The sequence below is a fragment of the Mesorhizobium sp. BR115XR7A genome (genome assembly GCF_020165315.1).
GTDB classification, from domain to species: Bacteria; Pseudomonadota; Alphaproteobacteria; order Rhizobiales; family Rhizobiaceae; genus Mesorhizobium; species Mesorhizobium australicum.
The window spans coordinates 426,172-446,913 of record NZ_JAIUHW010000002.1; the positions used below are offsets into that span (position 1 = coordinate 426,172).

The window sequence follows — 20,742 nt, forward strand, 5'->3', positions numbered from 1 at the left end:
CGGAAGGCACAGGAAGGAACACAAAAGACGAAGACAGGGCACTTACGCATTGCGTGCTCGACGACGGTTGGAAAAAGAACGCGGAAAATCCGCAAATGGGAGAACGGCAATGTCGGAATCAGAGTACAAACTGCGCATCGCGAAAGGTCTTGTCGGGAGCGGCAAGGTTTCGCGGCGTGAGTTCATCCATCTAGGATTGGCGGCAGGTCTGGCCATCGCAGCCGCAGATCAGCTCTTTGTCACTGCGGCACGAGCAGAAACGCAAAAAGGAGGCTTCGCAAAGCTCGGCATGGCCCACGGGGCGACTACTGATTCCGTAGATCCGGCCGGCTATCCCGATACCTTCTCCCAAACTGCTTTTTCGGGTGCGATGTCCAACGGCCTCACGGAGGTCGACGCTAAGGGTGGCGTACAGCCGGATCTTGCAGAAAGCTTCGAAGCATCCAACGGCGCCAAGACCTGGGTCTTTAAGCTGCGCAAGGGCACGACCTTCCACAATGGCAAAAGCGTGACGGCAGACGATGTCGTGGCCTCCATGCGGTATCACATGGGTGCCGACACCAAATCGGCCGCGAAGTCTCTGCTTGCCTCCGTCAAGGACGTCAGGGCCGACGGCCCACAAACGGTTGTCTTCACGCTCGACAGCGGCAACGCCGATTTCCCCTACATCATGAGCGATTATCATCTCGTGATCATGCCGAGCGTTGACGGGAAAGCGGATTGGGCTTCGGGCGCACGCACGGGCGCATTCGTGCTCGAGAACTTCCAACCGGGCGTTTCGGCCAAGCTCAAGCGCAATCCAAACTACTTCAAGAACGGAAGGCCCTACCTGGACGAGGTGGAGTTCATCGCAATCACCGACTTGGCCGCACGCATGGCTGCGCTCTCGACCGGGGAGGTGGACTATATCGGCCGCGCCGATCTGAAGACACTCGGCATGTTGAAGCGAAATCCCAAAATCGACATCATCGAGATCACCGGCTACGGGCATTATACGCTGCCGATGAACGTCACCATGGCGCCTTTCGATAATCCGGATGTGCGCACGGCGTTGAAATGGGCGATCAACCGTCAAGAGATCGCCGACAAGATTTTCCTTGGGCATGCCACCGTTGCCAATGACAGTCCCATCGCGCCGGCGATCAAGTTCTACAAGAACCCGGAGCCGCAACACAGTTTCGATCCCGAGAAATCGCGCCATTATCTGAAGAAGGCGGGGATGGAGAAGCTGAAAATCGATCTTTCGGTCGCAGATGCCGCTTTCGCAGGTGCGGTAGACGCGGCCGCACTCATTCGCGAGACGGCCGCACAGTGCGGCATCGACGTCAACGTGGTGCGCGAGGCCGAAGACGCCTATTGGGACAACATCTGGCTGAAGAAGCCTTGGTGCGCATCCTACTGGAGTGGTCGCGCGACGGCCGACTGGATGTTCACGCAGGCCTTCGCAGCGGAATCCAGTTGGAACGAGTCGTTCTGGAAAAACCCGCGCTTCAATGAGTTGCTCGTAAAGGCACGAGCTGAAACCGACGAAGCCAAGCGTGCCGCCATGTACGCCGAAATGCAGCAGCTGACCCATGACGATGGTGGCAGCATAGTGCTGGTGTTCAACAACTTCGTCAGCGCCAAATCGAAGAAACTAGCCCATGGCGACGTGGCGCCGAATTGGGAGAATGACGGACTGAAGATGGCCGAGCGCTGGTGGATGGCACAGGCATAAGATGTTCGCCAAGCACGCCGTCCGCAATGGACGGCGGGCTTTTGGGAAAGCGCGCAGCATGCGTATGAATCCGGTTTTAAAAACGGTTCTGCAACGGTTGGGTCTCGGCCTGATTACGCTGTTCATCGTCTCGATTATTATCTTTTCGGCGATCACGATGCTGCCCGGCGACTTTGCGAAGGCGATGCTTGGTCAATCAGCTACACCCGAAACCGTAGCGGCTTTTCAGCACGAGGTGGGCCTCGATCGCCCGCCGGTCGAACGCTACTTCAGCTGGATGGGCAAGATGGCACGAGGGGATCTCGGGTCGTCCTTCGCCAGTCGAACCGGCTACCGACGCACGGTCGTGGAGATTATCGCACCGCGTTTATACAACACCATGTTTCTGGCCGTCATGACGGCGCTCATCGCGGTGCCGCTGGCATTGGGATTGGGTATTCTTGCGGCCCTCTACCGCAACAGCTGGTTCGATCGGCTTGTAAACACGGTGACACTCACGACAATTTCGTTCCCTGAGTTCTTCGTCGCCTACATGCTCGCTTTCCTGATCATCTCCCGCGATACGTTCGCGGGCACGCAGTTCGCGCAGTCGCTGCCCTTATGGCTTGCGGCTTCGATCAACTGGACCTTGAACGTCGTACCGAAGTTCCCGACCTTGGCGAATATAAACGATCAGACGCCGTTTTGGGAGCACGTCTGGCGCGCAGCCCTGCCGTCGATCACGCTTACACTCGTCATCGTCGCTCACATGATGCGCATGACGCGCGCGGCGATCATCAACATGCTTTCAAGCCCCTATATCGACATGGCTCGGTTGAAGGGAATGACGCCAATGGTGGTCGTGCTTCGGCACGCTTTGCCAAACGCCTGGGCTCCGATCGTGACCGTTGTCGCCTTCAATCTTGCCTATCTCATCGTCGGCGTCGTGGTTGTCGAGGTTGTATTCGTCTACCCTGGCGTCGGCCAACTGATGGTCGATGCCGTGAAATCAAGAGACGTACCCGTCGTGCAGGCCTGCGCCCTCGTCTTCGCCGCAACCTACATCTTGCTCAACCTGATCGCCGACATCATTTCGATCGCTACCAACCCGAGGCTGTTGCACCCGCGATGACAAGCGCGGAGCCCGTCATCCAGCCCCCCAGGGCGCCCAGGATAAGGCGCACACGCCGATCTCGCATGACGACATCGCTGAAGAAGGCCCCGCTCAGTGCCTGGTTCGGTATGGGGGTAACCCTCTGCTACGTTCTCGTCGCCCTTTTTGCGCCACTGATCGCACCGTACCGGGAAACGCAGGTCTTTAGCGAGGCGTTCGCGCCCTGGAGTCACGAGTTCATGTTCGGCACCGACCAACTCGGTCGCGACATGCTCACTCGACTGATCTACGGAGCCCGCAACACGATCGGCATCGCCTTCGCGACAACCGTCATATCCTTTGCAGCCGGTGTGACACTCGGGCTTCTGGCGGCAATGTACCGAGGGTGGCTAGATCAGATCTTGTCGCGCGCTGTGGATGTGTTGATGTCGATCCCCAGCCTGATTTTCGCGCTGATGCTCCTCTCCATATTCGGTTCGTCGATACCCAGCCTTATATTGATCATAGCGCTGCTCGATTCCACCCGCGTGTTCCGTTTGGCGCGAGCCGTCGGGCTCAACGTGGCGGTGATGGAGTATGTTGAGGTCGCGCGATTGCGCGGCGAAGGTGCAGCATGGCTCCTGCGCAAGGAAATCCTGCCCAACATTCTGCCGCCGCTCATCGCGGAATTTGGTCTGCGATTCTGCTTTGTGTTTCTGACGATTGCAGCCTTGTCGTTCCTGGGGGTGGGCATACAGCCGCCGTCGGCTGATTGGGGGTCGATGGTGCGGGAAAACGCCACGCTGATCACTTATGGTGATGTCACTCCGCTACTGCCGGCCGGCGCCATTGCGCTCCTCACAGTAGCGGTGAACTTTGTCGTGGACTGGTTTTTGCATTCGACGAGCGGACTGCGTGATGAAAACTAGCCGTGCCGCCCTGCGCGAAAAGGGAACAGATCTGCTCGAGGTCCGGGATCTTCACGTTGAAGGCTTCTCCGACGAGCGCTGGCACCCGATCGTGCGCGGCGTGGATCTCTCGCTTAAACGCGGAGAAGTGCTCGGGCTGATTGGCGAATCCGGCGCCGGAAAATCGACCATAGGCCTTGCCGCAATGGGGTATGCAAAGCCGGGCTGCCGTATTAGCCGAGGCGCGGTGCTTTTCGACGGTGCCGATCTTTTGTCAATGAGCGAAGCCCGTCGTCGGCGGCTTCGGGGCTCCCGCATTGCTTATGTTGCGCAAAGCGCCGCCGCCTGGTTCAACCCTGCTCACCGGCTCCTCGACCAGACGGTTGAAACGGCAGTTGCGCACGGGATCGCCAGCCGAGAGAAAGCTAATCGCGATGCCGTGGAGCTTTATCGGCGCCTCCAACTCCCACAGCCTGAGACCATTGGTTTTCGGTATCCGCATCAGGTATCAGGCGGCCAGCTACAGCGAGCCATGACGGCAATGGCCATGGCCTGCCGCCCCGACCTGATCGTGTTCGATGAACCGACAACTGCGCTGGATGTGACCACCCAAGTCGAGGTCCTTGCGTCGATCCGCAGGATTGTTGAGGAATTTAACACAGCAGCGATATATGTGACTCACGATCTGGCCGTGGTGGCGCAGATGGCGGACCGGATTATGGTCTTGCGGCACGGACAAACGGTTGAGGAAGCCGATACGCGGCAGATACTTACGGCTCCCACCCAGGAATACACTCGGACGCTTTGGGCAGTGCGCAAGCTTGCGAAGCCCGAGATTCGGACCGAGGACCATTTACTGACCATCGACAATGTTACCGCCGCTTATGCCGGAAGGGTCAAGGTGCTGGTGGATGTGTCGATCAAGGTTCCGCGCGGCCGAACGGTCGCAGTGGTCGGCGAATCAGGGTCGGGGAAATCGACCCTCGCCCGCGTCGTCACGGGTCTCTTGCCTGCCTTGTCTGGATCGATGTCCTTTGATGGCAAGCCGCTCACCCTCTCGTTGAAACGCCGCTCGAAAGACCTGCTGCGCCGTATCCAGATGATCTATCAGTCGCCGGATAGCGCGCTTAACCCCCGCCAGACGGTCGAGGAGATAATCGCACGCCCGCTTGAGTTCTATTTGGGCGTTAAGGGGCAGCAGCGCGACCGGCGGGTCGGCGAGCTCATGCACATGATCGAGATGGACGAAAGCTTCCTCGACCGGCTGCCCGGTGAATTGTCGGGTGGCCAGAAGCAGCGGATCTGCATCGCCCGCGCGCTCGCCGCGAACCCAGAACTTATTATTTGTGACGAGGTGACCTCGGCACTCGATCAGATTGTGCAGGAAGAGATCTTGAAGCTCCTGATGCGCTTGCAGCACGAACTCGGCATTAGCTACATCTTCATTACGCACGATATCGCAACGGTAAGAGCAATTGCCGACGAGGTCGTGGTTATGCACCAGGGGCAGGTGGTGGAGCAGGGTTGGAAAACCGAGGTACTCGCGCCACCCCACGCAGCCTACACCGAACTGCTTCTCTCCTCGGTGCCGCAGATGGATCCAGACTGGCTCACGGGCCTGCTTGCTCGACGGAAACCAATTTGCAGCTAATCCCGCCGCCACCGGCACCCCGATGTTTCGGCAAAGATGCTCGTAGGCCGCTGGCTCACGCCTGCGAACTTTTTTCTTGCCGCGCTGGATCGGCGCGGACAGCTCAGCTTCGCACACCTGTCGCGACGGCCCATGCCGTTTCCGTGTTCGGTTTTCGAAGCTCCGTCTCGTTGAACCCCACTCCTTGCAAAGCAGCGATGATCTCGTCAGGCTCACGTGGGGTGAAGATATCTGCTGGCATGTTCATCCGATCCATACGTGCCTTGGGAAGGAAGCCCAACACGATTCGCCCGCCAGGCGTGAGTACTCGTGCCAATTCCGAAGATCCGGCCTTGAGGCTTTCCCAGAAGTATACGGTGTGAACGCTGAGGGCTTTGTCGAATGTCGCATCCCGCAACGGCAGTTTTTCAACCGCCCCGACGTGAAACTCGGCTCGTCCGGCGCGCACCGCATCGGCAAATTTGCGAGCGGCTGCGCTCGTCACATCCTGAGAGCGGTCAACACCGCAGACGAATGATGCGCCAAGAACGAGTCGCGGCAGTGCTGCGCCGCCGCCGAATCCGACTTCCAGCACTCGGTCTTCAGGAACCAACTGCAATTGGTCGAGAGCGTAGCTGTTCAGGCGGGCGTTGCCCCGGTTCATACCGGCTCGGACGAGCCATCCGCCGAACCCAGCCGGCCAAGAAAGCTGTTTTGCTATGAACCTCGGCGCCATCACATTCCCAACCCCGTGCCGATGATAGGGCGCTTCACGGGTTGCCGGCAACCGATTAGTAGTTGATCCGCCGGCTACACGCCGCAGTCGGGCTTTGCCGTCGGCGGCAATTTTGCGGCAAAACTCGAAGTGCCATTGTGATCCAGAGTTGACGGAGCCGTCGCATCCGAATTGCTTCCAATTGCGCCTTTGGGGGCAGATGGCGCACATCTGAGGCTCAGCTGGGAAAGATGATAAGCGATGCGGTTGCCGGTTAAGCTCGGTCTTCCTGCCGATGCGCGATCAATCCACCGAACCGCTTATCCTGACGAACTAGCCTCCGTGCCCGCGTGGGCAAACCTCAGGTGAATCGCCGACCTTGATCCTCGCCAGGTGCTCTCTTGCTTCATTGACGCGGCGCTGGGCGCCTCTTATCGTGTCGCAGAGGGCGAGATCGATGCCCACGCCTAGCGCTTGTCCGCTCGACACGTTTCAGTTCCGACTCTGCTTGGCTCACACTCAGTCTGGCCTTGGCTAGTTCCAGTTCGAAATGTCCATCCATTGTGTCGGGTCCGTTGTAGCCCTTCCCTTGGGAAAGACTTATTTTCCGGTTTGGTTCCAGTCCAGCCTGCGAGTTCAAAGAATGCCCCAGAGACACACGCCAGTAGGCTCAGCCGGAACAATAGTGTAGGCGGCCCTCCAAAGGTGACGTGTCGGACGAAGTAGTGAAATCTATCGGGAGACGATCCCAGGAGCTTCGCGCACGCGCGCCTGGTTGCGCCGAGACCGGTGCGGCCGCTACCAACTGGGATGGCCAGGCAGTGATTCGACTGCCGAGAGTGCCCAGCCTCACATTGACTCCTGGCAAGACTCCCGATCCGCCGCCAATTGTGTCGTTCTAATACGCACATTTTTGGCACCAGTCTTGCACGGCCACTCCATCTTGGGAGAAGATGAGATGGCTCTATCCAATCAGCTGCTTGACAAAAACCTGACCTTCCAGTGTCCGAGCTGCAAAAACCCACTGGTCAGGAAAGGCTCCTGGGTCAAGTCCGTAACGACGTTCACCTGCAAGCGATGCGGCGAAAGGGTAAGGCTCTCTTACAGCGAGAAGCTTGAAATTTTCAGGGTGGGTGCCGCTACGCGCGACACTGGAACCTAACGCCGCGTTGTCTTCTTTGCTCGTGTGTTTGAACGACGCCGGCCAATGGCCACGATGCTAATTTCACATAAGCTGGCAACCGTTGCCAGTTAGGCTCGGCGGTTTGCCCTGCGAGATCAAGCCACCGAGCCGCCCTGGTCAAATGGGCCTTTCCACGCGGGCTGCAACATCTGGCTCCGCCGAAGTTCCGGAACCATTTTAGCTCGAACTAATTATATCGCGGTGGGGTAACAATCGCGGGGGCGTGAGTGGCCGAGTATCGAGTTGAGATCATGGCCGGCGGGTCGGTTGTGTCTTCGCAGGTCATGGCCCAGGTGCCATTCAAAGCGGCAGAAGCACACCTCAGCCGGCCGGTCACATTGAGGCACAAGGTAAAAAACTGGCTGCGTGTCACCGAAATAACGAAGCTTCGCTTACGTTCGTCGCCTGAGGGCTGCATGAGCACTCCCGGCGTCAATTTTGTGGACAAGTGAGTGAGCAGCAATTTGTCAGGCTTGGCCAGTCCAGACGTGATCTCGGTGGCCGCCGCAATCCACAATCTTTTCTCCGCGGCCAAGGCGATCGGGGTCAGCAGTACCGAGATCGAAGCGACCGGCAGCTATGTGAAAGGGTGCTCGGAACGCCCATCCCGGCCGACCAAACTGTATTTGCTGACCGCAGCCTGCTCTTCACCGACCACCCCGAACCAATGATCCTGTAGTTCCTTCGGGTGAGTCCCTTTGATCCGCCGTCACCTTGGCGGCCTTCATGATCGTTCTCCACGACAATTAACTGCAAGTTTTCGCTTTGGGGACGCTCTGCAGACTTGCTATCGCGGTTCGACGCTTCCATTTTTCTGGAAGCAAGGAAATCGGATGCCCGTTCATTTGCCTGCCAAGAGGAATGGATTTTTGCGTTTCGGTCAGGGTGACATTGGTCCAGCCGCTGTGCCTCTCTATTTGGTGCCGCCTCCGCCCGATGAAGAAATCGGCGCTAAGGGCAGTGAAGACGCACGCGCTTGGCTTGCTTCCATCGTCGAGAGCTCTACCGACGCGATCCTGAGTAAGACGATTGAAGGCATCATCACCAGTTGGAATACCGGCGCCGAACGTATCTTCGGTTTTTCGGCCGAAGAAGCCGTCGGGCAATCGATACTCATCCTGATTCCCGAAGATCGACGGCAAGAGGAAGATGCCATTCTGGAGAGGATACGTCGGGGCGAGCGCGTCGAACATTTTGACACCATTCGGAAGCGCAAAGACGGCAGCCTGGTCGAGGTTTCGGTGACTGTCTCGCCTGTTCTGGGGAATGGTGGCACAATTCTGGGCGCATCCAAGATCGCGAGGGATATTTCCGAGAGGAGGCGAAACGAGAAACGGCGAAAGCTGCTGCTGAGGGAAATGAATCACCGAGTGAAGAATCTTTTTTCTGTCGCGTCGGCTTTGGTGTCGGTGAGTGAGCGGTCAGCGAGCAGTGCGGCCGAGTTGGCAGGCGACATGCGAGACCGGCTGGCCTCACTGGCCCGTGCCCATGATCTTATTTTGGCAGACCTCCGGGACGACGCCGAAATTCAACGCGAGACGACCCTCTTGGCACTGCTCAACGCGGTTCTTGCGCCGTACAAAAATGCGCCCCAGATCGGGACAAGCATCAAGGGGGTAGATGTCCCCCTCGGAAGCAGTGCCATGACATCGCTGGCGCTGATTATCAGCGAGTTCGCGACCAATGCGGCCAAACACGGTTGTTTTGCAAGCGCTGGAGGGAAATTGGATGTTCTGAGTATGATTGATGCCAAAAGCCTTCTTCTGATCTGGAGCGAAACCGGAGGTCCGGAGATTTATGGACCTGCTCGCAGCTCGGGCTTCGGTACCCAGCTTGAGCAAGCAACCATTGCTGGGCTCGACGGCACAATTTCGCGCGACTGGGCGGCCGGTGGGTTGGCAATCTCAAACGTGTGCCTCTGTCACGGCTCAAAAAATAAACCACTGTGCGCCAGTTTTCGGCCAGCATTGCATACGAGGAACATCGAACTTCGGCGCTGCATGAGGTCGCAAGGAGCAGAGACGCCGCCTGCGAGACTTCAACGTCGCAGCTCACATTAATCCGATCAGCCCGCCAGCAATGCTGGCGCAAGCCACCTAGCAAGTGCTGTCGACGAGAACCCGCACTCTGAGCGTCAATCCCGAAAGGTCCAAGCGGGCCTGAACACCGCCGCAAGAATGGCAGCTGGAGCGCCCCCCTAGCCAGCAACTCGTCGCGGTCGGGTCCCATGACGGCGATCTGTACGTGGGCGATTCCGCTGCCACAAGTTCGCCTGCGACTTTGTCGCTGCTTCGGCACGGGAGTCAAAGAGTCGGCTGAATGTCGGCGTGGTCGGCTACGTTCTCCGGCGAAAGATCGTCGACGAAGGAGGCCGCGATAAGATCGTCGCCATCGATACGGCCTAGTCCGTTTTCCATGATCGCGACGACTTTCTGGAAGGCCATTAATTCGTCTTCAGTGATCTCGGCCGCCTGCATTCGGGCTCGAAGGCTGGCGACGCGCATCCCCAAGGCACGGGGGATGTGACAGCTCCACTTAGCATCGTTCCATATCCTTTGGCTGGCGGCGGGGGGAGGGCGGAGTTGTAATCTCGAATGCCGTGACTTGAACAGGCATCACTACGATGCAATCTGGCGGTTAGCGCTGTGAGCCTCAAGCACTGCCTCCTGCTCATGCTTGGCGAAGAGGGTGAGTTTGTCGGGATAAGTGATTCGAAACTGGCTTTGACATCCCTCGCAGCGGCGCGAGGAAACGACCTGAAACCAACTGCCTGCCCGTTTCAGAGCGAAACCGCAATGAGGACATTCGAACGTCATGTTGCACATCAGCAGTCGTCGAGAGAGTGCCATCTTCCACCAGCCTCACACCGGACAAATTTTGAGCTCCGACCCAACTTCACGCAGAATCGAAGGTTCCCGATGCTGGTCTTCGGTCGGAAGCAACCGGGACCAAAGTCCGGGTTAGAAAGCGCACGGGTAATGCTCAAGGCTGCTCCAACAAACCCGACGGTCTAATCGGATAGGCTGTCGAATCTCGGGCCATCTGACGCGCTCGGCTTGTTCTTTCCACAATGTTGATGGCGGTGGCGAGCAGTTCCGACGAAGCTGGACATTTTCTCCATGTCCTTTGTCCATGAGCACCGCGATGGCGCAGAGAATGCTGCCTTCAGATGGATTGCCTGTGCCGGTCCGGCGGCTCTCGCGGGGAGGTCTGCCGCGTTCTCGGAAACCATGGCCATCGGCGATTGAACTGCCCAAAGAGCAGGGCGACCGACGCCGGTTGGGGAGCGGGGGAAACGTCGGTCGCCATCAAGGACAGGGACCATGGATTCAGCAAACTGCGTTGCGACTGGTCCTTGGAAGAGGAGAGCAGATTCGGATAGGAATAGCAACTTGCCCGTAGTGTTTCGGGGACCCTCGTCTCAGCCGGGCGGCTGGCCAGCCAAGATGATCATTCCCATCCTCCGCTCATGTCACTTGCGCTCATTGTGCCGTGGCGGCCACCGTTTTACACAATTGCCGCCTGTCGATGGACTTCGCACGTCGAACACGTCGCTTGGCGGTGATCGGCGCGACCAAAGTAACGAGGGCCAGTTAACCGAGAGAAATCAGTGAAGCCGAGGCGGGCCGTCAGTAAGGGCAAATTTGCACGCGTTCCAACACCCAGTTGGTAATGGTCCCGGTGCAACAGCTTGACCCGGCAATGGCGGTGGTGATGCCTAGAGTAGCGGTGCGGATACCGAGCCATATAACCAGGATAGTCACTGTGGTAGCGCGGGCCGCAATAGCGGCCGCCATAGTCGAACGGAGCCCCGTAGAACGCACCGCCCGAAAATGGCCAAAGCGCAAAAATAGTTGCCCGGACGTTGTCGGGACCGGTGGGCGGCCGGGCCCGGCTCTGCTGGAGTTGATCATCACCATAGACGTGCGTCGATGCTGGCGGCTGAGTGCCTGAAGCTGAAGGCTGAACCATTCCATGTCGACCCATGAGTGCTCTCCCTGGTCGGCTCCGATGCCTCGGAGGAACGCGGGGCTGTGTGTTTCGCCGCACTGGAGGTGGACTTGTCTTTCACCTCGTCAACCAAGGCATGGTCGCCAAGCGTCGCACCAGCCCCTATCGCACTGGGCCAAAGATGAACTGCCGGATAATCAAAACGCGACCGATGGAGTGCAGCGCGAGTCCGGCAGGCCTGCCATGGTGCTCATGGCGACGGACTGCTGCGCCCGGCGCGCCTTCGGCGCTTTCAAGGCTGGCAAACAAAAGCGCTTGCGAAAACCATGCAAGGAAAGCTCGGCGGACCAGTCCGAATGACAACGCTAACGGCTAAACCTTGTCAGGCGTGGAAAGGTCCGAGCGCGAGAAAAGCTGCGTCATGCAACGCTTGGACGACCTACAGGTGACACCACGGTTCGGCCAAAAAGCCTGGGCGGCCTACGCTGGCGCAAGCAGCGTCCTTGTGATTAGCGTTAAGCTCGCCTCATAGACACAGCACCCGGACTTGTCGCGGACCCATACCGCAAAATCGTTGAGGTCTGCCGGCAGCGGGTGGTCTGCCACGATTGCAGGCAGAAGCCGCTTCGCTTCCTCGCGCATGTCGCATGGACTCATCTCGACACCCAGATCATCGCGGGTGATCTGTCCATTCTCAATCGTGTCGAAGAAGTATAGCGGCATAACGTTGGTGAACCTGCCGGATTGGGCTTGGTTCCATGATGGTATGGTTAGGCACTTACCGCTTCGTATCATCGGTTGCTAAGATTGTCGGGTTTCTGGCGGTCCGGTATTCCGATTCCCAAGGCAGCCCCTCGAATTCGGGCTGGTATCCAGACGCTCTGTAAACGTCCTGCGATAGGTAACTGCACCTGGTTCCCTCTCTCACGCAGACAAATGCTGGGATACCTGGGCACCGGTAAACGCCAACTATGTGCGAAACGAGACTGTTCATAGTTGTAGGCTTTTCACAGCCTACGATTGTCGTCTCCATCTATTTTGATGAAACCGTGGTTCGCATCCGTTGAACCGCATCGAAGAACCGAACGACCTCAGTGCGCGCCTGGTCTGTGTCATCTCCGCGTTCAATCGCGACTGACAACAGATGCGTAGCCGTTTCCAACCAAAGCTCGGCCGCTTCGTCATTCGGAAGCCGAGCTATTGCGTCGGCGACGATCATAACCGATGCACGCTCTCGGCTGACAGGAAAGGCAGAAACTGACATGGGCTAAACCGTTCGAGCATGGCCGCCTTGGTATTATCCGGCGAGGCAGACTAAAACAACAGTCCGTGCCGGAACACCTCTGCTCGGCAACTATCCACTGCTTTCATAAACCCTTACAGACTCCGTGGCCCCGTTGTGGTCAGGAACCCGCCGGGCCGGCGGCGAAGGCATGCAGCGGCCGCCAACCCAATCCGTCAAGACGTGATCGTCGGCACGGCGAAGCCCTTGCGGCGAAGAGAATGTAACGGTCGCTTCGCTGCCACATTCAGAGAAGATCACTTGAATGACCTCACCACGGCTCTGCTGTGGGACTGCGACCGTGGCCTATCTGGCGCAAAGCGCCTAACGCGGCAATGGCAGCCTGGCTGCTAGGATCGAAACCGCGTTTGTTCGCAGGAAGTGGCATGTAGCTGCCGCGAAAAGACGAGTTGGAAAGAAAACGCGGTGCTCGGGGTGACATGTACGACGTCCACGGCGCCCGGGCGATTACCGCGCGCGCTTGTGAGTTCCTGGATCGCGGGCGGTCAATCAGGAGCGTTGGAGTTCCTAACCGCGCGCATTGTGCCCCTCCGGGGAGAGGGTGCTCGGCCTCACCGGGGCGATGAGAGAGACTTACGATTTCACGCAACCAAGTCAGTTTGCCGGCATTGATATCTTGAAGCGCCGGAGGAGGCTCATGCTACATTATAGCGTGCCCCGGGAATTTGAGATCGGTGACGAGGTCGCCTTGAAGGGCACCGTCGCCTCAATACTGCCCAGCGGACGTGCCCAAGTAAACATTCCGTCTTATGGTCAACCCTATTCGGTTGACCCGCCACCCAAAACCCGCGCTGGAGATGAGGTCGTTCTCGTCGGGGATATCATCCGTATCGATCGCAAAGCCGACAAGCTGACAGTGCGGATTGACTGTGGGGGTGTAATTACTGTCGGACGCTCTGCAATTACCAGGTTGAGGAGGCACCGTTGGCCCTCGTCGCGCTGACACTCGTGCAAAGCCTGCCCAATGCCCGCCCGATGAGTTGCCGGGCAATCTCGCGGAGCGCCATGCCGCTAAGGTTTCTCGTCCAGCATGAGGCCCGACGTCGCGTGGTCCCTCAGAAGCGCTGCGCGGTTCGCAGGTGGCCGCAGTCTGCAAGCGGCTAACCTTGTTCGTTGCGCTCACCAGTCTGCGCGGCACCCGCCTCCGAAAAGGAGCGGCGCCGCGGTTGGCCCGTTGGTGAAAGACGGCCCTGCTCACGGCCAATTTGTTTGCCGAAATTGTACGCCAGACAGAGAGCGCCGAATTGAACGAGTAAGCGTATCATGGAGGTCTCCTTTCTTGCCATCAAACCAGCCCTGTGCGTTTAGGTTCCAGTTCGGCTTTTCCGGAGGCTGAGCGTTGAGGCGTAGGGCAACATGTTCGATGGGGTCATAGGAGAGTAAGTGACGAAGGCCCGCTGTGCCATGCGTCGTCTCGAACCCGTGTCAGTATCGCGGGGGGACCGCTGGCGACGGGTCCGAAAACGACGGGTGGTTCCTGGGTCGCCCATGGCGAAGTCGATGGTTCGTAGCCCTGGCGATCCGTCTTCGCTCCAGGAACAACAATCCCGCACTTTTGCCAATCGCGTCTTCGCCCCGTATCCGGCCGCTCTGCGGCCGTGGCTCAACCCGATGAAGCCTCACCCAAGGGTCGCCGGCTTCCATGTTCAAAAGAGTAGGCGTGAGTGAATTCGGCACCAAGAAGAAAAATTAGCGAGGAGTAGTAGATCCAGAGCAGCACAATGATCAACGCGCTGGCGGCTCCGAATGACGATCCCATCGCGCTGCTACCCAAGTACAAGCCGATCAGGCTCTTGCCAGCCGTGAACAGCGCGGCCGTCACAAACGCTCCGAACCACACGTCGCGCCACTCCAGATGGCGGTCCGGCAGGACCTTGTAGATGGCGGCGAAGAGCACTGCTATCAGCAGGTAGGAAATCAAGACATTCAGCCCTTCGATCAAGAGTGATCCGAACGGCAAAAGCCGATTTATCGTGTCGCCTAGCGCGGTAATGGCGGCGCTCACAGCAAGCGAAACGATCAGCAAGAAGCCAAGGGCGATCACCAGTCCCAAGCTGGCCGTCCGTGCACGGATTAAGCGAGAGACGGAGCCCCCCTGGGGCTTTGCTTTCCAGATCTCATTCAAGGCGGTCTGCATCTCACCGAACACGCCCGACGCTGTCAGCAACAATGTCACCAGGCCTACAATCGTGGCGATGGCACCAGACGACCGGTTGGAGGCACTTTGCAGTACGCTTTGTATGACATCCGCGCTTTGACCGCCCATCAGGCCCGTCAATTGTCCCGCGACGGCATCGCGCGCGGCGCTTTGGCCAAATACCAGGCCTGCTACGGCCACGACCAACAACAGAATGGGTCCCAGAGAGGTCACGGCGAAGAACGCCATTGCGGCGCCATGACTGAAAGCGCTGTCGCCGATGAAGCCGGCCACACTCGATTTCGTAATTCGCCAGGTCTTGTCCAGCATCTCTTTTTCCCGCTACCGATTACGAAACCTGAACGATCAGAAGTTTCGCCCCGCGCGGTGACCGTCTCCAGGCTCGGCCACCTGTGGATTTTGTTCCGCCGCAGCGCAAAGGGCAGATGGTCAACCGCGATCGCCGTCAAACAAGAAGATCGGTTGATTGTTCCTGTCGAGTTAGCCCAGTGCGGTGCAATGGCGTCGGAGAACCCCATGGAGGGCGATCACGCCGGCGCGTCCGCCGGAGTGATACGGCGAGGCGTAGCTGCCGGGTGTCGACATTTTGCCAGTTTCGGTGCTGACAAGATCAGGTCTGCGAGCCACCAGTTTGGGAACGCAACTCGACGAGCGAGCGAACGCTGCCCAGGGCCATGAGGTCTGAGAACTCACAAAATGTCGGTGGTGATGACCAAGACGATTCCGATTGCTGCTAGGGCCATGATCAAGATCATTGCGGCCTCGAAACTTCCTCCGACCCGGCGTATGCGGTCCATCATTTTGAGGCTCCGCTACGGCGGCCTATTTTCCGTTTGCGAACAAACACGGAAAGCTGCTCCAGCGGAATCACCAATGTTAGCGCCTCCGAAAAATCGGGCCGCACACGACCTGGCACTCGCCCGCCGCGTTTCCACCGATCTCTTCGGACAGGGATCGCCCTTAAGGCGGCTGCTTCCGCGACACTGAGCAGGTCATCTGGAGCCGTTGCACTCCTGGTGGACGCCGTTTTGATGCAACTCGAACACCTTGCTGGCGTCAAGACACTGCCGGCATTAGGACTTCTGAACCCCGCCATTTGCCAACCGATCGGAGAGGCAAGGACGCTAGCAGGAGAAATTCGCGTTTCAGCTAATCCACGTCTCTAACACCTCCGGTTAGAGCGTTGAAAGCGGATCTGTATATAGGCGGTGGCCCTTCGCATGCTGCAAGGGAAACCCGACTGGGGACATGGTCAGTCGATGCGCCATGTACAGGCGCGGAGAGGCCGGCTTACGCTTGGCTCGAGCTGACTTAAATGAGGTTGCACGGTGGGCACATCACCGGCAGCGCCGGTCGCGGCCGCGCATGCGCGAACGCGGTCGTCTACCGGTCCACAGCATTCCCCGGGAATGTCCGCGCTGTCTTAATTACCAGCCCGATGGCGGCGACCGAGTAGCGGAGCCGGGGCGCGCCGACGGAACAGGTGGCGACTTCGTGTGTTCTTACTGACGGCAGACAAGGAGCGATGTCATGGCGGCACCCCGCGCGGTTTGGAAAGGCTTCCTGAAGATCGGGTCGGTTTCGTGCGGCGTGAAGATGGTCGGTGCAACCACGAGGCCTCGAAGATCCATTTCAAGATACTGAACCGGAAAGATGGGCTGCCCGTCAAAAGCGCTTATGTCGACGAAGAGACTGGCGATGTCGTCGAGGGCGAGGATCAGGTCAAGGGTTACGAGGTAGACAAGGACCATTTCATCAAGATCGAGCCCGATGAGATCAAGAAGCTCAAGCTGACATCGGCCCACACACTTGAGGTGGATTCATTTGTCGCAATTGAGGATGTCGACACTCGATATCTGGAAAAGCCCTATTATCTGATCCCGGCGGACGGCGCCTCGCTCGAAGCCTTTTCGGTTCTTCGTGACGCGATGGCGAACAAGCGCGTGGCCGCGCGCTCTTGCGTGGTGCTCTACCAGCGCGGGCGCGAGGTGCTGATCCAGCCCTTCCAGAAGGGGATGCTGCTGACCGAGCTGCGCACTCACGACGAGATGACGTCGGAAAAGACCGTGTTCAATGGCTTGGAAAGCCCTAAATACGATGAAGACCTTCTTGAAATAGCCGGGCTGTTGATCGACAAGAAATTCACCAAGTTCGATCCGTCGAAGTTCGAAGACACGTACGAGGATGCGTTGATTGCCATGATCGACGCGAAGCGCAAGGGCAAAGCACCGCCCAAGCCGGCGCCGGCGCCAAAAGAAAACGTCATCGACCTGGCCTCGGTGCTTCGCAAGAGCCTTGCCAAGGAAGGCATCAAGGGCGGCACCAAATCCAAGGGCCGAAAATCGGGTAGGGATGCTGCGTAACGCGCGAAGCCGATCTGCTCTGTTGCCGTAGAACCTCGCAGGCCACCTACGGAACCGGGTCTGCCGCGGCACGATATTCGTCCGGCTCCAGTCATACGCGCCCCCAGCGATATTTTGATGGGACCGGATCCTGCCGTGCCAACTCCGCCCGGGAGGCGCGGCGCAAAAGTGACTGGGCTTATTCCATGTCTGGCATCGGCGATGACGAAGAGGGTTGTGGGCCGTAGTCGCCCAATGCAGCGTCCGCATCTCGGCTTCAGGCAATCACGCCGACATGCTTCGAGGCGAGCGCCTTGGCGATCCTAATCACCCGCTCCTCGCTTTGCCGATCAGTCGGGCCGTAACCCGTGAACAGTTCTCTATCTAGGCCGCGGTCGAATGCCACGACGACGATGAGTTCGGCTCTTTCTGAGAAGGCGGATCGCAGTCCCACATCAATCCAACAACTCGATCGCCGCCTTGTTGGCATCCATCCATATCCTCGTCCTGCACGGGAGCTTGATCGTCGTGACAGCCTGCATCGCCCCAAGTTTCAACCGCGGACATCCCATCTACTGCCTGCTCGGACGAGATGCGCGCCGCCGCAAACACAGCCTTAGTAGCCTCGATGGCGCGCTGCTCCTCTGTTGAGGAACCTCCTTCGATCTCCAGCTGAAGTCTCATCGTTCGCCTTCCTGTCATGGGCCAGCAGTGAACAAAATAAGAACAAAAGGTCAAGAATTGGCCTTGACGAGACAGGAATATATTCCTTATTCCTGAAAGCAGATGAGCAGGAGAGGCTTGTGCCGGGCGCCAAAAAACGGCGGCGGCGAGGCTAGTTCGAAGGACGTGGTCGTTCGGACCGGAACTCCACCCTCCGGAACCCAAGAGGATGTTCAACATGCACGACCTGATCGCCTTCTTCCAAACGAATGCCGCATTGGTCATCGGCAACCCCATAGCGTTTGCCACCTTTTCAGTTCTGTTCGGGAGCGGAGGATTCGTCGCCGGCCGCTACTTTCTAACCGAGCGCATCGCGAACTTGGAAAGCCGCATCACGAGGCGCGATGAAGAAATCGCAGCGCTGAAAACTGGAGGTAGGAAAAAGGCTGAAGAGCCGTCGCTCATCCCAATATTCGGCACGTCGGTGATTGAGAGCAATGCAACGCCGCTGCTGGGAAAATGGCCGGACCGGCGCCAATCAGGGAAACTGTCAGCACCGCCACGGGAACGTCGTGCCTAACAATCTGGCTGATTAGGGCCCGTTTTAGATCAACGTTCAACCAGCGAGAAACCATGTCTCACTTCGTGAGACAGCCCGCCGCCGTTCCGCCGCAATGCCGCAGCACTTGGCGCGATCGGCCCTCGCGGCCTCAAGGAGGTTCCTCAGATGAGACTCAACAAAGCGGTTTTGGCTGTCCTGATGACGGCAGCTCTGGCAGGCTGCGAAACGCAGACGGAAGGCCAGCAGCGGGCAACTACGGGCGCTCTGCTGGGCGGCGCCGGCGGCGCCCTGGTCGGCCAGGCTATTGGCGGCAACACGAAGAGCACCGTGATCGGCGCGGCCGGCGGCGCGTTGCTAGGAGCAGTGGTCGGCTCCGCCACCACCCCGCAGCGTCGTGAGGATCAGCTCTGCCGGTACCAGGACCGCTACGGCCGAATTTACACCGCGCCGTGCGATGACCGGTACTACAACGGCAATTATTGAGAAGGCGCGGTAGGCTCGCTCGATGGTATGTTAATGCGCCACGCATCTGTGGCGGATGAACAGAGACACCGCTATGCCTGCACAGGGGGGCACATGCGAGGCGGTTGACTGGGTATCTGGTCGGGATTTGCTTGGCCATTGTGAGCCAATCAGGTCCTGGGCCAATGCGATGTTACGATTTGCGCAAGGGCCAGATCGAACTGAATCGGGACAACTCCGACGTCGGACGCCGACCCGAGACCGTTCAGCGCCCGTCCCCGCCAAGTGAGGTCAGCAGCCAGGTGTTCGGCAAGTCATGGCGAAGGATTTCGAGGTGATGCCGGCTCCCGCTTCCTGGCAGGCCGACGGGTTTATGACAAAGTCCGTACCTGCTCGATGGCCTGGCGCAGACGTCGGATTCCCGCTTCGCTGTCGGCCTTGTTGCAGGCGGCATAGCCAAGCACGAGGCCATTCCCGGAGGATGACCAGTAATATTTCGAAAGCGGCGATGCGTTGACACCGAGTTTGTCGGCGCATTGCACGACCGCCCGATCGTCGCAACTTCCGTGAAGCGAAGCAACGACCTGGATTCCGGCTTCCGCCGCCGAAAGGGTCATGTGATCGGCCAGTTCGGTCTGGCACAATTCGTAGAAAAGCTTGCGGCGCTCGGCGTAGATGCGCCGCATGCGCTTCAGATGGCGGGTCATGTGGCCTTCATCGATGAAATCGGCCAGTGCTGCCTGCAGCAGGAGGGGCGCGAACTGCCCAGTCGTGCTCAGCGCATGCGGAATGCCCTCGCACAAGGCGGCGGGCAGGACCATGAACCCCAGCCTGAGCGCCGGAAACAGCAACTTGGCAAAGGTGCCGACATAGATGACCCGGTCCGCGCAATCCATGCTCTGTATGGCGGGCACCGGCCTTCCTTGAAATCTGTACTCACCGTCGAAATCATCTTCAATGATCCAGGAATTGTTGCGCTCGGCGATTTCGAACAGCCGCAGCCGCTGGTCCATGCGCATCGTGATTCCCAAGGGGTGCTGGCAGGCGGGCGTCACATAGATCAGGCGCGGTGAAATCTCGGGCTGGCTCATTTGCCATCCATCGCGGTCGACAACAAGCGGCACAATGTTGGCGCCAGCGACGGTGAAGGTTGCCTTGGCCGCGTAGTAGCCCGGTTCCTCCAGCCAGACTGTGTCGCCCGGATCGAGCAGCAGACGCGCCAGCAGATCGAACGCCGCCTGCGCCCCCGTCGTTACGACGATCTGTTCGGGAGAACATCGCACCCCTCTGGCCGAGGTCAGGTAGCCGGCAATCGCCTCCTTGAGCGCCGGCAGGCCGGTCACATGATAGGTGCCGAACAACATGTCGGCGCCAAACGTTGCCCGGCGTGCGAGCAGCCTGCCCCAGACGCCAAACGGGAAGTTTTGTGGGTCCGGCATGCCCGGATGAAAGGCGAAGCGCCCTGGCGCTCCATGATGGAAGGGTTGCTGCATCAGGCTCTCGCCGCGCCTCGAAAGCGGGCGGCGGATCGCCACGGCCGTGGGTTTGCCACCTTGATCGGTCGAGTTCACGGGCAGGTCGATGACCACCGGTCGCGCGCCCTGCCGGTTCGTAAGATAACCTTCCGTCGCCAGTTGGTCATACGCAGCCACGATAGTGTTGCGGGCGAGGCCCAGATCCTCAGCCAGCGCGCGCGTCGACGGCAATTCCGATCCCGGTGCCAGACGACGCTCACGGATCATCGCGGCAATCTGCCGGTAGAGCTGGCGATGAATCGGTTCATCCACAGTCCGATTGATCATCAGCGCGTCCATCGGAAAGCCTTGGCGCTTACGCCTCGATAGCTGCATTGGAAAAGCCTCGCGGGATGAGAGCGGATCGAGCTTAGACGAGCGCCGCGCGAAGTGAAACTGGCACCTTCACTTCTCACCGAACTGGCTCTCGCGATGGAGACAGATCGGCGCTTAAATGAAAGGAAGAGGGAACAACGGGCCCAGACACCACGAGCCGACGCCTTCATCGACCTGATTGGTTTTGATGAGGCACCGCCAGCAAATGGCCCGGCCTGTCCGATGA

Annotated in this window: 16 protein-coding genes; 9 read left to right on the forward strand and 7 right to left on the reverse strand. The window is 58.9% G+C overall.

Features of this window, described 5'->3' with window-relative positions; translation table 11 throughout:
* Positions 1-67: 67 nt before the first annotated feature.
* The 4 genes from LB557_RS06150 to LB557_RS06165 all read left to right on the forward strand — a co-directional run bounded on the left by LB557_RS06150 (position 68) and on the right by LB557_RS06165 (position 5,348).
* The gene (locus LB557_RS06150) at positions 68-1,717 is read left to right on the forward strand and encodes an ABC transporter substrate-binding protein (protein ID WP_224713028.1); all 1,650 of its coding nucleotides are present in this window, start codon (positions 68-70) and stop codon (positions 1,715-1,717) included.
* 64 nt (positions 1,718-1,781) lie between these two features.
* Positions 1,782-2,828, forward strand: a complete 1,047-nt coding sequence (locus tag LB557_RS06155) for an ABC transporter permease (RefSeq protein WP_140661386.1) — start codon at positions 1,782-1,784, stop codon at positions 2,826-2,828.
* A 65-nt stretch (positions 2,829-2,893) separates the two neighbouring features.
* Positions 2,894-3,718: an ABC transporter permease gene (locus LB557_RS06160; protein WP_181166434.1), complete on the forward strand. Its 825-nt coding sequence runs from the start codon at positions 2,894-2,896 to the stop codon at positions 3,716-3,718.
* Positions 3,708-5,348, forward strand: coding sequence for an ABC transporter ATP-binding protein (locus tag LB557_RS06165; protein ID WP_140620485.1), 1,641 nt, complete (start codon positions 3,708-3,710; stop codon positions 5,346-5,348). Before LB557_RS06160 ends, LB557_RS06165 begins: the two co-directional genes overlap by 11 nt.
* Positions 5,349-5,451: 103 nt before the next feature.
* On the opposite strand, the gene LB557_RS06170 is transcribed toward LB557_RS06165, so the two are convergent.
* Positions 5,452-5,991 carry a class I SAM-dependent methyltransferase gene (locus tag LB557_RS06170; protein WP_181172994.1) on the reverse strand — a complete coding sequence of 180 codons (540 nt, stop codon included), beginning with the start codon at positions 5,989-5,991 and terminating at the stop codon, positions 5,452-5,454.
* A 1,686-nt stretch (positions 5,992-7,677) separates the two neighbouring features.
* Between LB557_RS06170 and LB557_RS06175 the strand changes: the two genes are divergently transcribed.
* On the forward strand, positions 7,678-7,896 hold the full coding sequence (locus tag LB557_RS06175; protein ID WP_140661282.1) for a DUF768 domain-containing protein: 219 nt from the start codon (positions 7,678-7,680) through the stop codon (positions 7,894-7,896).
* Between the two features lie 162 nt (positions 7,897-8,058).
* Positions 8,059-9,285, forward strand: a complete 1,227-nt coding sequence (locus tag LB557_RS06180) for a sensor histidine kinase (RefSeq protein WP_224643180.1) — start codon at positions 8,059-8,061, stop codon at positions 9,283-9,285.
* Between the two features lie 243 nt (positions 9,286-9,528).
* On the opposite strand, the gene LB557_RS06185 is transcribed toward LB557_RS06180, so the two are convergent.
* From LB557_RS06185 to LB557_RS06195, 4 genes are all read right to left on the reverse strand, one after another.
* Positions 9,529-9,702: a hypothetical protein gene (locus LB557_RS06185; RefSeq protein ID WP_318013337.1), complete on the reverse strand. Its 174-nt coding sequence runs from the start codon at positions 9,700-9,702 to the stop codon at positions 9,529-9,531.
* Between the two features lie 1,954 nt (positions 9,703-11,656).
* Positions 11,657-11,971 (reverse strand): DUF6894 family protein, encoded by a 315-nt coding sequence (locus LB557_RS31845; protein ID WP_411970524.1) that lies wholly within the window; start codon positions 11,969-11,971, stop codon positions 11,657-11,659.
* 238 nt (positions 11,972-12,209) lie between these two features.
* A complete protein-coding gene (locus LB557_RS06190) occupies positions 12,210-12,440 on the reverse strand; it encodes a DUF6074 family protein (protein ID WP_140661279.1) in 231 nt (76 codons plus the stop codon).
* A 1,642-nt stretch (positions 12,441-14,082) separates the two neighbouring features.
* Positions 14,083-14,946: a YihY/virulence factor BrkB family protein gene (locus LB557_RS06195; protein ID WP_224643181.1), complete on the reverse strand. Its 864-nt coding sequence runs from the start codon at positions 14,944-14,946 to the stop codon at positions 14,083-14,085.
* Between the two features lie 1,274 nt (positions 14,947-16,220).
* On the opposite strand from LB557_RS06195, the gene LB557_RS06200 reads away from it, so the two are divergent.
* Complete coding sequence (locus tag LB557_RS06200) at positions 16,221-17,000, forward strand: Ku protein (RefSeq protein ID WP_318013338.1); 780 nt, start codon at positions 16,221-16,223, stop codon at positions 16,998-17,000.
* A 363-nt stretch (positions 17,001-17,363) separates the two neighbouring features.
* Here the strand turns inward: LB557_RS06200 and LB557_RS06205 are convergent, their stop codons facing one another.
* Positions 17,364-17,663, reverse strand: coding sequence for a hypothetical protein (locus LB557_RS06205; RefSeq protein ID WP_224643182.1), 300 nt, complete (start codon positions 17,661-17,663; stop codon positions 17,364-17,366).
* A 217-nt stretch (positions 17,664-17,880) separates the two neighbouring features.
* Here LB557_RS06205 and LB557_RS06210 point away from each other — a divergent pair, with 217 nt between their 5' ends.
* Both LB557_RS06210 and LB557_RS06215 read left to right on the forward strand, forming a co-directional pair.
* Positions 17,881-18,222 carry a hypothetical protein gene (locus tag LB557_RS06210; protein ID WP_140620465.1) on the forward strand — a complete coding sequence of 114 codons (342 nt, stop codon included), beginning with the start codon at positions 17,881-17,883 and terminating at the stop codon, positions 18,220-18,222.
* Positions 18,223-18,369: 147 nt separating this feature from the next.
* Entirely contained in the window at positions 18,370-18,687 is a 318-nt protein-coding gene (locus LB557_RS06215) for a YMGG-like glycine zipper-containing protein (RefSeq protein ID WP_015316698.1), read from the forward strand.
* 350 nt (positions 18,688-19,037) lie between these two features.
* Here the strand turns inward: LB557_RS06215 and LB557_RS06220 are convergent, their stop codons facing one another.
* Positions 19,038-20,468, reverse strand: a complete 1,431-nt coding sequence (locus LB557_RS06220) for a PLP-dependent aminotransferase family protein (RefSeq protein WP_224643183.1) — start codon at positions 20,466-20,468, stop codon at positions 19,038-19,040.
* Positions 20,469-20,742: the final 274 nt, after the last annotated feature.

Excerpts from the sequence above, each read along its gene's own strand:
- LB557_RS06210 (WP_140620465.1), top strand. The coding sequence starts at position 17,881 with ATGCACGACCTGATCGCCTTCTTCCAAACGAATGCCGCATTGGTCATC.
- LB557_RS06165 (WP_140620485.1), top strand. The coding sequence starts at position 3,708 with ATGAAAACTAGCCGTGCCGCCCTGCGCGAAAAGGGAACAGATCTGCTC.
- LB557_RS06215 (WP_015316698.1), top strand. The coding sequence starts at position 18,370 with ATGAGACTCAACAAAGCGGTTTTGGCTGTCCTGATGACGGCAGCTCTG.
- LB557_RS06220 (WP_224643183.1), bottom strand. The coding sequence starts at position 20,468 with ATGATCAATCGGACTGTGGATGAACCGATTCATCGCCAGCTCTACCGG.
- LB557_RS06160 (WP_181166434.1), top strand. The coding sequence starts at position 2,894 with ATGACGACATCGCTGAAGAAGGCCCCGCTCAGTGCCTGGTTCGGTATG.
- LB557_RS06155 (WP_140661386.1), top strand. The coding sequence starts at position 1,782 with ATGAATCCGGTTTTAAAAACGGTTCTGCAACGGTTGGGTCTCGGCCTG.
- LB557_RS31845 (WP_411970524.1), bottom strand. The coding sequence starts at position 11,971 with ATGATACGAAGCGGTAAGTGCCTAACCATACCATCATGGAACCAAGCC.
- LB557_RS06170 (WP_181172994.1), bottom strand. The coding sequence starts at position 5,991 with ATGAACCGGGGCAACGCCCGCCTGAACAGCTACGCTCTCGACCAATTG.
- LB557_RS06185 (WP_318013337.1), bottom strand. The coding sequence starts at position 9,702 with ATGCAGGCGGCCGAGATCACTGAAGACGAATTAATGGCCTTCCAGAAA.
- LB557_RS06190 (WP_140661279.1), bottom strand. The coding sequence starts at position 12,440 with ATGTCAGTTTCTGCCTTTCCTGTCAGCCGAGAGCGTGCATCGGTTATG.
- LB557_RS06195 (WP_224643181.1), bottom strand. The coding sequence starts at position 14,946 with ATGCTGGACAAGACCTGGCGAATTACGAAATCGAGTGTGGCCGGCTTC.
- LB557_RS06180 (WP_224643180.1), top strand. The coding sequence starts at position 8,059 with ATGCCCGTTCATTTGCCTGCCAAGAGGAATGGATTTTTGCGTTTCGGT.
- LB557_RS06205 (WP_224643182.1), bottom strand. The coding sequence starts at position 17,663 with ATGAGACTTCAGCTGGAGATCGAAGGAGGTTCCTCAACAGAGGAGCAG.